The 12,301-nt window shown below is 61.4% G+C and carries 11 protein-coding genes; 7 read left to right on the forward strand and 4 right to left on the reverse strand.

The window, feature by feature from the left end; all coding sequences use genetic code 11:
* Positions 1 to 634: 634 nt before the first annotated feature.
* From HMPREF2894_RS09280 to HMPREF2894_RS08310, 4 genes are all read left to right on the forward strand, one after another.
* Positions 635 to 1,060, forward strand: coding sequence for a metal-sensitive transcriptional regulator (locus HMPREF2894_RS09280; protein WP_070665941.1), 426 nt, complete (start codon positions 635 to 637; stop codon positions 1,058 to 1,060).
* 63 nt (positions 1,061 to 1,123) lie between these two features.
* The gene (locus HMPREF2894_RS08300; RefSeq protein ID WP_049360056.1) at positions 1,124 to 1,339 is read left to right on the forward strand and encodes a heavy-metal-associated domain-containing protein; all 216 of its coding nucleotides are present in this window, start codon (positions 1,124 to 1,126) and stop codon (positions 1,337 to 1,339) included.
* A gap of 29 nt (positions 1,340 to 1,368) precedes the next feature.
* On the forward strand, positions 1,369 to 1,755 hold the full coding sequence (locus HMPREF2894_RS08305; RefSeq protein ID WP_070665939.1) for a chorismate mutase: 387 nt from the start codon (positions 1,369 to 1,371) through the stop codon (positions 1,753 to 1,755).
* A gap of 143 nt (positions 1,756 to 1,898) precedes the next feature.
* Positions 1,899 to 4,418 (forward strand): heavy metal translocating P-type ATPase, encoded by a 2,520-nt coding sequence (locus HMPREF2894_RS08310; protein ID WP_070678785.1) that lies wholly within the window; start codon positions 1,899 to 1,901, stop codon positions 4,416 to 4,418.
* A gap of 256 nt (positions 4,419 to 4,674) precedes the next feature.
* Here HMPREF2894_RS08310 and HMPREF2894_RS08315 read toward each other — a convergent pair whose 3' ends face one another.
* The 3 genes from HMPREF2894_RS08315 to HMPREF2894_RS08325 all read right to left on the reverse strand — a co-directional run bounded on the left by HMPREF2894_RS08315 (position 4,675) and on the right by HMPREF2894_RS08325 (position 7,503).
* A complete protein-coding gene (locus HMPREF2894_RS08315; protein ID WP_070634591.1) occupies positions 4,675 to 5,331 on the reverse strand; it encodes an NAD(P)H-dependent oxidoreductase in 657 nt (218 codons plus the stop codon).
* 212 nt (positions 5,332 to 5,543) lie between these two features.
* Positions 5,544 to 7,025 carry an MATE family efflux transporter gene (locus HMPREF2894_RS08320; protein ID WP_083309926.1) on the reverse strand — a complete coding sequence of 494 codons (1,482 nt, stop codon included), beginning with the start codon at positions 7,023 to 7,025 and terminating at the stop codon, positions 5,544 to 5,546.
* A gap of 85 nt (positions 7,026 to 7,110) precedes the next feature.
* The gene (locus HMPREF2894_RS08325) at positions 7,111 to 7,503 is read right to left on the reverse strand and encodes an RNA-binding S4 domain-containing protein (protein WP_005504266.1); all 393 of its coding nucleotides are present in this window, start codon (positions 7,501 to 7,503) and stop codon (positions 7,111 to 7,113) included.
* Between the two features lie 353 nt (positions 7,504 to 7,856).
* On the opposite strand from HMPREF2894_RS08325, the gene HMPREF2894_RS08330 reads away from it, so the two are divergent.
* Complete coding sequence (locus HMPREF2894_RS08330) at positions 7,857 to 8,684, forward strand: UDP pyrophosphate synthase (RefSeq protein WP_070678787.1); 828 nt, start codon at positions 7,857 to 7,859, stop codon at positions 8,682 to 8,684.
* Positions 8,685 to 8,816: 132 nt separating this feature from the next.
* On the opposite strand, the gene HMPREF2894_RS08335 is transcribed toward HMPREF2894_RS08330, so the two are convergent.
* Positions 8,817 to 10,034, reverse strand: coding sequence for an ABC transporter permease (locus tag HMPREF2894_RS08335; protein ID WP_233992306.1), 1,218 nt, complete (start codon positions 10,032 to 10,034; stop codon positions 8,817 to 8,819).
* A 158-nt stretch (positions 10,035 to 10,192) separates the two neighbouring features.
* On the opposite strand from HMPREF2894_RS08335, the gene HMPREF2894_RS08340 reads away from it, so the two are divergent.
* Positions 10,193 to 10,816 carry a TetR/AcrR family transcriptional regulator gene (locus HMPREF2894_RS08340; protein ID WP_070593232.1) on the forward strand — a complete coding sequence of 208 codons (624 nt, stop codon included), beginning with the start codon at positions 10,193 to 10,195 and terminating at the stop codon, positions 10,814 to 10,816.
* 215 nt (positions 10,817 to 11,031) lie between these two features.
* Positions 11,032 to 12,192, forward strand: coding sequence for a sucrase ferredoxin (locus HMPREF2894_RS08345; protein ID WP_070593229.1), 1,161 nt, complete (start codon positions 11,032 to 11,034; stop codon positions 12,190 to 12,192).
* Positions 12,193 to 12,301: the final 109 nt, after the last annotated feature.

Here is a 12,301-nt window from a genome sequence, read left to right on the forward strand (position 1 = left end):
GCTTCTCGAAACACATGTGGCTTTTCGCCGTTCATAAGGGAGGACCGGGGGAACTTTCGATAGGTTAGTGTCTTCGCCGCGGGTCTTTAACCCGCATTAAAGTCACTAACCTATCGAAACAGCCAGTTACCCGCCGCCGGTAAAAATTCAGTAATGACTTAGCGTCTTTGGTAATGGGTTACGGATTTGTGCCATAGGTTAGTGTCTTTGGTCGTAGTTAAAAACCATGGTCGAAGACGCTAAACCATGGCACAAATTCTGCAGAGGCAGTGCCTCCACGCGGGTAGAAATTCGGTCATGACTTAGCAATTTCGGTCATGACTTAGCGTCTTTGGTAATGGTTAAAACCCCAGCCTAAAGTCACTAACTCATCACCGAAGATACTAAACCATGGCACAAATTCTGCTGAGGCAGCACCTCCGCGGGCCGCCTGCTTTTTAGACCGAGGTTTCGATAGGTTAGTGTCTTCACGGTGGGTCTTTAACCCGCAGTGAAGACACTAACCTATCGATAGGGCCGTAACCTATCGGCGCCCCCTATCGACGAGCCCCTCCCCGACCAGCCCACACCCTCACCGCGTAATAACCCGTAACACCCCCTTGCGGTATACCCCCCTAGGGTATATACTGGAGTCATGGAAACCACTAGCAACCAGTGCTGCCACAGCACATCCGACCAGGTCAGCACCGCATCCGGCGCACCCGCCAAGGAACAGCCCGAGGTGCACGCCGGCGCATGCTGCAGCGGCGAGGCACCCGAAACCCAGCACGGCTACACCTCCAACAAAGAGGCGCACCTCAAGCGCCTGCGCCGCATCGAAGGGCAGGTCCGCGGCATCGCCCGCATGGTCGACGAAGATAAATACTGCATCGACATCCTCACCCAGGTTGCCGCGGTCTCTAAGGCGCTCCACGCCGTCTCCCTGAACCTGCTCGAAGAGCACATCGGCCACTGCGTGACCGGCGCCGCCGTCGAATCCGAACGCACCGGCGACCCGACCATCGCAGAGGCCAAGGTCAAAGAGGCAACCGCCGCGATCTCCCGCCTCATGCGCAGCTAAACGCCCCGCATCTAAACACCGGGCGGACCCAAGTTTTCAACCCATTACCGAAAGGAAATCATCATGAGCACCACCACCGTTAAGGCAACCGGCCTGACCTGCAACCACTGCGCTATGAGCGTCAGCGAAGAGGTCAGCGAAGTTCCCGGCGTGACCGGCGTGAACGTGGACGTCGTCAAGGACGGCGTCTCCACCGTGACCATCGAGCACGAGGGCACCCTCAACACCCAGGCTGTCGCAGACGCTATCGTAGAGGCTGGCTTCACCCCCGCCGTCTAGCACGGCAGCCGGCTCGATTAGGAGTCATCATGGCTTACCCTCCGCAGTACATTGCGATGGTTGTTGGCGCGGTCCGCACCCTTGTCGGCACCGAAAACATGCACCTGCGCGACGCGATCACCCGCGTGGCCAGGCAGATGAATCTGGATGCAGCACTGGTCGATTCGTGGGTGAAGCAGAGCCCCGAATATACGGCGCGTGAGGATGCGCCCGGCGCCTCACGACGCGGCGGCACCAGCGAAAATAAGCGTTCCGCCGAGCACGAGCTGGGTCTGAAGGCGCGTGAGAAGACGAACGCTTCGCCGTTCCCGCGGGCCGCCGTGAAACGCGCGTACGGCGTCTCCGATCGAGGCGCGAAGGTGACCGGTGTTCGTCCGCACACGACCCGCCCGGATGGGCTGCCCGGCGACCACTAAGCCGCGTTGATTTTCCCCTCGCGCGCTCTCGACGCCGCACCCTAAACATTGCGCCAAACACCGCCGGGGCGGGGTTCTTTGAGCCCCCCCCCCCGCTTGGTGTGCGCCTTTTTCTACCCTCCCATTTATATTTTTGAGGAAGTATTGTGTCTTCTACACAGCCTTCACTAACCACCCGTGAGCCCTCATTACAGAGTGAGCGCTCTCTTTTTAATCCCGCCGGAACGACCGTAAAATCAACGGAGTCAACCCGAATCATCCACGTGGATATTCAGGGTATGACCTGCGCATCCTGCGTGGGTCGCGTGGAGCGTAAGCTCCGCAAAATCCCCGGCGTTGACCCGGCGGTGAACCTGCCACTGGAGTCGGCGCGCGTCATCGTACCCGAGGGTGTGAGCGACGAGCAGATCGTTGAGACCATCAACAATGCCGGCTACACGGCGCACCTCAAGAACGGGCCACGCGCGGGCGCTGGAACGAACGCGAGCGCATCCGGCGGCGGCAACCAGCACAGCACCCCGAGCATGAACGGCGGCTTCACTGACCGCATTATTTATGCGGCGATTTTGGGTGTGCCCATCTTCCTGATTTCCATGTTCCCGGCGTTCCAGTTCCCGAACTGGGGCTGGGTCGTGGCGATTCTGACCGCGCCGGTCGCGTTCTGGTGCGCCGCGCCGTTCCACCGCGCCGCGCTCATCAATGCCCGTCACGGCTCCTCCACGATGGATACGCTCGTGTCCCTCGGCGTGGTCGTGGCGTACTTCTATTCGCTGGCGCAGCTGCTCATGAACCCGGCGTTGACGGCGCACGTGCACCATGCGGGCGGCAGCTTCTGGTCGATGTTTACCGGCCACCATGCGCCGCTGTACTTCGATTCGGCGTCCATGGTGACGCTGTTCCTGCTGATTGGCCGCGCAATTGAGCACCGCACCCGCCACCGCTCCTCGGATGCGCTGCGCACCCTGCTGAGCATGGGCGCGAAGGAGGCGACTCTGCTGCGCACCGATAAGCAGGGCGTGACGAAGCAGGTGCAGGTTCCGGTGGAGGACCTCATGCCGGATGACCTGTTCCTGGTGCGCCCGGGCGAGAAGATTGCCACGGACGGCGTGGTGGTCGAGGGTACCTCCGCGGTGGATGCGTCCCTGCTGACCGGCGAGTCTGTGCCGGTGGAGGTACGTCCGGGTGATGCGGTCACGGGTGCCACGGTGAATACGTCTGGTTCGTTGACGGTGCGTGCGACCCGCGTGGGCGCTGAGACGACTCTGGCGAAGATGGGTGAGCTGGTGGCGAGCGCGCAGGAGACGAAGGCTCCTATTGCTCGCCTGGCGGACCGTGTTTCTGCGGTGTTTGTGCCGGTGATTTTGGTGATTTCGGCGCTGACTCTGGTCGGCTGGTGGCTGGTGTCCGGTGACGGTGCGGCGGCGTTCAACGCGGCGGTGTCGGTGCTGGTGGTGGCGTGCCCGTGCGCCCTGGGCTTGGCGACTCCGACGGCTCTGTTGGCGGGTACGGGTCGCGGCTGGCAGTTGGGCATTTTGATTCGTAATGCGCAGGTGCTGGAGGCGACGAGCACGGTTGATCGTGTGGTTCTGGATAAGACCGGTACCGTGACGACTGGTGAGATGTCTGTGGCGTTCTACGGCACTTTTGACGACTATGAGTCGGCGGGTGACTTTGCCGGTATTTCGCCGGAATCCGCAGATTCCAAGAATGAGCGTTCCCTGTCTGTTCTGCGTGATGCCGCCGCCGTGGAGGCGCTGAGTGAGCACCCGATTGCCCGCGCGATTGCCGGTTTTGCCCGTGAGCAGGGTGTGCTGGCTGAGGGTGCTTCGGCGCCGAGTGTGAGCGGCTTTGAGGGTGTTCCCGGAGGCGTGCGCGGCGTGCTGAGCGGCGCGGGTGACGATGCCAAGGAAAGCACCGAGAATGGCGCCTCCCGACTGGTTGTTGTGGGTACTCCCGAGTACCTGCAGGCGGCAGGTGCGCAGCTGAGTGAGGGCCAGTTGGCTCTGCTGGATCAGGCTCGCCGGGCGGGTCTGACGACCGTGGTGGTTGCCCGCGGTGAGGCACCTGATGAGGCCCCGAACACCACCTCCTCTCTGCAGCCGGTCGGCATGATTTCGGTTGCCGACACCCCCAAGCCGGAGGCTGCAGAGACCATGGCACAGCTGCGTGAGCTCGGCCTGGAGCCGATCCTGCTCACCGGTGACGCCCCGCAGGTTGCGCAGGCGGTCGCCTCGCAGGTCGGCATTTCGGCTGAGAACGTGTACGCCGGCGTGACCCCGGAGGGTAAGTCGCAGGTGGTTGAGAAGTTGCAGGCCGCCGGTCACCGCGTGGCGATGGTCGGCGACGGCGTGAATGACGCCCCGGCGCTGGCTCTTGCGGAGCTGGGCATTGCGATGGGTTCGGGCACGGACGTTGCCGCGGAGGCCGCCGATATTGTGCTGACCCGTTCGGATGTTGCTTCGGTGGTGACGGCACTGCGTCTCTCCCGCGCTACGCTGCGCACCATTAAGTCGAACCTGTTCTGGGCGTTCGCCTACAATTCGGTGGCTGTTCCGGTTGCCGTGGCGGGCTTGCTGAACCCGATGATTGCGGGTGCGGCTATGGCGTTTAGTTCGGTGTTTGTGGTGCTGAATTCTATGCGTCTGACGGCGTTTAGGAAGTAGCGCTCTGCCGTTATACAGAATGAATCGCTGCGCGCGATTTCAAACGAAAATTTCAAAAGCATATCTCACCGTGCTTTTTGCACGGTAAAAGATATAAAGAAATGCACCGCCCGTGTAAAGGCGGTGCATTTCTTTATATTTAGTTTTCACGGGCGGCGGCTTGAACGTCTAACTTGAACACCTAGCTTGAGCATCCAGCACAAACATCTAGCGCAAACGCCCCACCCGATAGCCCGAGCTAACAGCCCGGCAGAACCTAGGCCCAGGTGACCAGGTCCTCGATGGAGCGGCGGCTCTTCGGTGCGATTTCGTGGGCACGGTAACCGAAGGTCACAGCCACGGACACACCGAACTCTTCCGGGTCGAACAGGCCAGCGGAGGCGAGCAACTCGTTCACTGCTTCGTAGTTCATACCCTCAATGGGGCAGGAGTCGATGCCGAGCATTGCGGCGCCGGTCATCATGTTGCCCAGGGCAATGTAGGTCTGCTTGGACGCCCAGTCGAAGAGCGCGCGGTCGCTTTCCAGGATCTTCATGTCGTTCTTCTGGAAGCTGCCGTAGCGCTCGAGTGCGGCCTCCATCTGCTCCTCGGTGAGGTTGCGGCCTTCGAGGGTGCGGCGCATCCACGGGGTGTCGTAGCGCAGGCCCTTCTTCGCCAGCAGTACGACCAGGTGGCTTGCGTCGTCGAGGGCGCCCGCCATGCCCCAGGCGATCGGCTTGAGCTTTTCACGCAGTTCGGGGTCCTGGATGACCAGGAACTTCCACGGCTCGGTGCCGACGGAGCTGGGCGACAGGCGCGCAAATTCGAGGATTGCGGCGAAGTCTTCGTCGCTGATGCGGCGGTCGGGGTCGTAGGCGCGGGTTGCGCGGCGGCGGGCGAAAATTTCGAGGGCTTCTTCGCGGGTTACGGTCACGGTTTCATCCTTTGCATGAGGGTTTCAATACCCTGTCATGCTACACCCGCGGAGGGTGCGGGCGGTCTAATTGTGGCGAGTTACGCCCGCAGGAAATACGCCCGCGAGCGGCGGGACCGTATTGCCGGTGTCGTATTACAGGGTGTACGAAGCCGGTGGGCTGGTACCCAAGGCGCCCAGAGCGCACCTGCCCAGCACCTCCTATGATGCCCCTACTCGGCACCGGCTTTCATCCACACATCCGAGCGGGCGCGGCGGCCGAAAATGACCGCGCGGATTCCCTGGAAGTACAGAATATACGCCGCCCACAAGCCGCAATACCCGGCGAGCGCATCCATGGCACCGGCGCCAACAGCCCAGTGCAGGCCGAGCATGACCGGCACGTACATAACCAGCATGATGAAGCAGCCGATTGCCAGGTATTTCACGTCCTGCGCGCCCATGAGGATGCCGTCCAGGGTGAACACGTAGGCGGCGATGGGCTGGCCGAGAGCGATGATGACGGTGGCGATGGTGAAGAGGAACGCCACCTGCGCGTCCTGCGTGAAAATCCAGGAGCCGAAGAAGCCGATGAGCGGGCAGATTAAGCCGGTGATAACGCCGTAGATGAGGCTCATGCGGAGCAGCCGGTTTTTCAGCTGGCGCACCTTAGCGCGTTCGGATTCTACGTTGAGGTCACGTTCGCCGAGTTCCTTGCCGAGTAGCGCCTGGGCGGCGATGGCGAGGGAGTCCAGGGCGTAGAGGAAGAGGTTAAATACGCCCATGCCGAGCTGGTAGGCGGCGGTGTGTTCGGTGCCGAATCGTGCCACGACGAACACGGTCAGCAGGGAGGCGATGCGCATGGACAGGGTGCGCAGCATGAGCCAGGAGCCGAGCGAGAGCACCGAGCGCATGCCGGCTACGTCGGGTGCCCAGCGGACGGCGTGCTCGCGGGTGCCGCGCATCATGACCACGCCGAGGGCGGCAGCCATGCCCCACTGGGTGAGGGAGGTGCCGGTCGCCGAACCGGCAACGCCCCAGCCGACCGGGTAGATGAGCAGCCAGTTCAGCACAATGTTCACGAGCGTGCCGACCGTGGCGACTTTGAGCGGGGTGACGGTGTCTTGCAGCCCGCGGAGCGTGCCGACCTGCGCGAGGATAATCATCATCGGCGGGATGCCCCAGAGCGAGTGGTGCAGGTAGTCGAGGGCGTAGCTGATGGTTTCGTCGGTCGCGCCGAGGCCGCGCAGCAGCGGGTCTGCGAAGGCGTATCCGGCGATCATGAGGAGCATGCCGAGGCCGAAGGCGACCCACACGCCGTCCACGCCGATCTGCCAGGCGCGGCGCAGGTTCTTCTCGCCGAAGGCGCGCGCCACGGCGGGCGTGACGGAGTAGGCGAGGAAGTTCATGAGGCCCACGACCGTGGTGACGAGCGTGGCGGCGATGCTCATGCCGGCGAGTTCCGCTTTGCCGAGTTGACCGATGAGGGCGGAATCGGTGAGCACGAAGATGGGTTCGGCGATGAGCGCGCCGAAGGCGGGTACGGCGAGCGCGAGGATGCGCCGGTTCAGCGAAGGCGCAGCGGTGTTCGCAGCGGTGTTGGCGCTGGCATTGGCACTGGGGCTCGCGGCGGTATTCTTCGCGGGCGCGCCGGGTGCAGTATCGCCGGGTTCGGTGCTACCGGGTTCAGTATTCGGGTGCTTCTGTGTGCTCATCCCTCTAGGCTACTCCCCGCCGCCGCGGCAAGTGCCGGAGCGCGGGGTGGGGTGCACTCCGTGAGATAGGTGTACGAGATGCGTTTTAGGCGCCTCGGCCGCGTAGTTCGTCGAGGGCGCGGCGTTCCTTCTTGGTGGGGCGGCCGCTGCCTCGTTCGCGTTTGGCGACCGGCGGCATGGAGAGGTAGGCGGGGCGCGGGCCGGAGAGGTCTTCGTAGCAGGTGACGGCAATGGGCGCGCCTACGCGTTTGACGAGGAGTTTTTCAACTTTGAAGACGCGTTCCCAGCCGGGGTAGCGAACCTTGACGATATCGCCTTTTTTGAGTTTTTGGGAGGGTTTGGCGGGGGCGTCGTTGACGCGCACGTGGCCGCCTTTGCATTCGTCGGCGGCGAGGGAGCGGGTTTTAAAGATGCGCACTGACCAGAGCCAGAGGTCGAGCCTGGCGCTGGTTAGTGCGTTGGTGTCTTCTGCGGTCATGTGTTCATTGTGGCGCGAGGCGGGCGGGGCACCAAATCAGGTGCGCCCGCCTGCGATTCCTACCCCTCCGCCGTTTTCACAGTGATTCCGCCGTATTTTTGCCGTGGTTTCGACAGGATTTCGGAGGGGTTCCATCATGGTTTCGTCGAGCCGCGCCGCAACCGGCACTGGACCCGCCCTGCGGCAGAAATTTTCTGCTGCACGCACCAGCCTATTGAACGCAAAACCGCATCTACTAGGGGTATTGTTAAGTCACCTTCTCAAGAAGTGTTCTTAAGGCCACCTAGTTCGCGTGGTCTACGGGGGGGTGGCCGCGACGCCACGGGCTCCCTGTAACAGATTGGATATACACCATGTCAGCTTTGAAAAAGCTCCTGGCGGCTACCCTCATCAGCACTATGCTGTCTTCTTGTTCCTTCGGTCCCACGCTGGAGAAGGATGAAAGCGCCCGCGCGATTTTCGACGTAGAAAATGATCGGGTGATCCTACCCCTGGACGCTTACAACACCGACGGCAAGGACGAATACTTCACCAAAGCCCTTGAGCTCGCCCGCAAAAAGTGCTTTGCCGAACACGGGCAGCACTACAAGATGTTTGTCCGCACCGAGGGATCCGGCAGGAACCTCGGCAGGACCTACGGAATCTGGAACGTTGAGCACGCCCAAAAATACGGCCTCCACGAGCGCGACGAATCGAATACGCTGGATCTGTCCTCCCCTGCACCCTCATCCGACCCCGGGAAGGATGTCAGCACCGAATGCTATCAGCGCGCCAGCGAAGAGATGGCAAAAATTGGAGAGATACCATTCGGCTCCGCCACGTATAGGCGTGTGGAGACCGACGTTCGAAACGCCGCTGGGGATAGACAGCTCAAAAAGTCCCTCGACGACGAATGGAAGCGATGCGTCAAGGACAAGGGCCTCACCCCTGATAGTGAGGTGACCGTCAAGGAAGAAAAGAATATTCCTCAGAGCACCACCCCCTCAGAAGAGGAAATTCGAATCGCCGTCATCCAGGCGCAGTGCAATCAGGATGTAGGCCGTTCACAGAAGCTCTACGACCTGGAGGCGCAGTACCAGAAACCGCTCGTCGACAAGAACCAGGCTGCCCTGGAGAATGAGCTTAAAGAATTCAAGCGCCGGGACGAGCAGTTCAAGCAGTACGTCCTCGACAACCAATAACAGCGAATAACAGCCGGTTGGCCGACAGAAAAGGGTGTGTGCCGTGTTCAGTGAACACGGCACACACCCTTCATACGTTGCACCGGCCATATTGTGCCGGCTACGTTGCGCCGGTTATCCAACCCGCGGTGGTTATGCCTCCACCGTTGCGGTGCGGCGCTCCTTGAGAGCCCAGCCAATCACGCCGGTCAGCAGACCGAACGCAATCCAGGAACCAAGCACCAGCCACTGGTCACTCGTTGCAACCTCCGGGAAGTACGCAATCGAACGCAGCAGAGTCGAGGAGGCACCCGGCACCAACATCTGACCAATCTGCCCCCACACACCGGGCAGGAACACGCTCGGCATACTTGCGCCCGAAATCGGGTTACCAATGAACATGGTGATGACCGCGCCTACTGCGAGACCAATCAGCGGCGAAGACAGTGCACCCACACCCACAATGAAGAAGGCGGTCGCCAGGTAGGTAGCGCCGAACGCAGCCCACAGGGTTGCGAAGTCGCCGGGGATGATGCCGAACCAGACGTTCAGAATCAGGGCGGTCAGTGCACCACCGATGACGGAGTACAGGGTTGCGGTGGCGAAGCGGCGCCAGGTGCCGTTCACGCGCAGTACGGAGAAGGAACCGCCGAGAATACCGCCAATGACCAGCGGAAATGCGGAGATAGCGATACCGGAACCGGAGGAGTCATTCTCACTCAGGGGTACCACGACGGTGGTCTTCACCGCCATTGCGGATGCCTGCTCGGCCTGCACCTTCATCTGCTCCAGCTGGGCGGCGGCCTGCGCACCCTGTTCACCGCCCGTCTGCACCGCCTGGGTGAGGGCTTCCGTCTTAGCGGCGAGTGCCTTCTGCTGAATCTGCGCGTTCAGCTGGGTGGCAACACCGTTGAGCATCTGGGTTGCTGCGGCGTTTGCGGCTGGTGCGGTCAGCACTTCGGGGGCGGCGCCTTCGGTGAAGATGATTGCGCCGTAGGTTTCGCGCTGCTTGATTTGCTGTTCAGCCTCTTTGCGGGAGGATGCCTGCTTCAAGTCGAAGGTTTCAATACCTTGGTCTTTGAGGGACTGTTCAAACTGACTGACGGTCACCTCGGGGCCTGCGATAGAGACGGGCAGGTTCTTTGCTTCCATGGTCTTGGTGGGCCAGGTGAAAGCTAGGACGATGAGTGCTACCACCAAGGATGATAGTACGGAGGTGGTGATGACCTTGAGCCAGGAGGAACGGTCGGTGGTTTCTTGCGTGCTTGTTTCTGCAATGCTCTTTGCCGCGATCTTCTGGGATGCGGCAGCTTGGGTGGCTGCGGCGGTCACTGCTTCTGCGGTGACTGCGGTGGCGGTTTCGTTGTTCATGACAATCTCCAAACAAAATGCTTATTTCGTTTACGAGTCAGAACTCTACTCTCGATTTTTACCGAGTGCAAACAAAATAGCTATTTTGTTTGTAAAGTCACAAAAAGAATCAGTGTTGTGTTTACGCGTTCTTTAGCCCCACCCCCTAGACTGGAACCATGCCCCGACTAACAGACGCCACCAAAGCCGCACGCCGAGCCCAAATCATCGAAGCCGCCATTAGCTGCTTCCTCGAAAAGGGCTACACCAACACCTCCATGAGCGACATCATCAAAGCCTCCGGACTGTCCTCCGGGTCCATCTACTCGCACTTCTCCGGCAAAGAAGACATCCTCATCACCGCCATCAACGAGCGCCTCAACAACGTCAAGGAGCTCTACGAAACACTCCCCGAAGGCGCAGGCCCCCAGGATATTCTCGAAACCATCCACACGAACCAGCTGGTAAACGACAATTTCTCCGCCATGCTGCGCATCCGCGCCAAATCGCTCCACGCACCCGAAATCGCCAGGGCAACCGCAGACACCATGCCTCTATTGCAGGGCATCATCGTAAAGACCCTTACCCCCTGGGCAGCTGAACAGCTGAGCGTTCTGCACGAGATCAACCCCGATCCGGCGCAGCGCACCTCCGAACAGGAGGCGCTCATTACCGACTACGCCCGCGATACCGCAGACGCCTTCATGATGGTCTTCCAGGGGTACATGCTCCGCTCCTTCTTCGGCGCCCCCGAGGAAAAGGACCGCCTCTACCGCGTGGCAATGAGCCTGCTACCCGAGTAGGAGGCACGGGGAGTATCTGCAGATTTTCGGGTTATTGTAGAAAGGTCTATAAATCCGCTATTAGACCTAAAGCCCCTGAAATTCACCCTCTCACGGTTGTTTTTCTGCATTTAAGCGCCGTAGCCTGGTGAAGCACCCCGTACCCTTGCACCTCAGCGCCCGTGCCCTTGCGGCACGTTGAACCCGCCCACAGTTCACCCGAAATCGAGAAAACGATGACCGAATTCTGCGCCCCCGCCACCCCCGAGCCGCGCGCCACCAACCCCGCCGAGCTGAAGAACCTGCGCGCCGCGCACGCCGACGAGCTCTCTTCACGCACCCGTGCCACCAAGATTCCCGCCGACTCCTGTTCCCTCTACGACGACGAGGCGCTCGGCGGCACCGCCGGACGCACCGCCGCCTGGCTGGTGCTCGAACACACCGGGCACTGGGGCCGCGACGTGCTCGACGGCTCCGCCCTCGGTGAGGAGCTCTCGGCGGCACTCAAAGAAGCCGTCGACCGCGCAAAGCTCAAGTTCCTTCTCATCCACCAGCCGGGCGAGCAGCGCCGTGCGCTGCACGGCGAACCCGACGCGGAGGGCAACCTCACCCACCGCGTGTTCTACGCGATTTCAACCCCCGGCGAGGAACGCCTCTACTCCTTCAGTGTGAGCACCCCTGAGCAACTGCTTGACCTACCCCTGGACAACCCGGAGGAGTTGATTCAGGCAACCGGCGCGGAGCTCATGGATTCGCCCCTCATCCTGGTGTGCACCCATTCCAAGCGTGACCGCTGCTGTGCCCTGCGCGGTCGCCCCATTGCGGCGCACCTGGCGGATATCCTGCCGGGTAATGCGGTCTGGGAGTGCTCGCATACGGGTGGTCACCGCTTTGCCCCGGTTGGCATTATGCTGCCCACCGGCTACACCTACGGTCGCCTCTCGGAGCCTTCGGCGCTGGCGGCGTACCTGTCGCTGGCGGGCCGTGCCATTCCGTCGCTGCACGGCCTGCGAGGCCGCAGCACGGATACCCCGGTGGAGCAGGCGGCGGAGGTTGCCGTACGCCTCGAACTGGAGAAAAAGGGTGAAGAAGTAACCTCTGGAGGTTTGGTTTCACGTGAAACATCGGGGCGGGAGGCATTCATTGCGCTCCGCGAGGCGGGCGTCGATGTGAACGTCGAGACAAGCACTGAATTCTCCCCTGAATTTTTTGCGGCGTTCTCGCCTAAAGATTTCTCCGAACACCCCACCATGGAGGCGGCGCTCACCTCCCACACCGACGGACGCACCTGGGTCACCTTCTTCGAGCGGGTCGCCCTTGAGCCGCGCCCCAACTCGTGTGGCAAGGGTCCCGCGGATGCTTTCAGCCGCGAGCTGCTCGCACTGCATCAGCTCTAAAACCCGCGCATGATGTAGACAGCGCGAAGCCCCGGCGGGCACCTTTGAACTGCCTCCCGTTTCTTGGACAACAAAATTAAAGTCCAAGAAACAGGAGGCTTTTCATGTC

It is taken from the genome of Rothia sp. HMSC066G02, from assembly GCF_001813145.1.
Taxonomy (GTDB): domain Bacteria; phylum Actinomycetota; class Actinomycetes; order Actinomycetales; family Micrococcaceae; genus Rothia.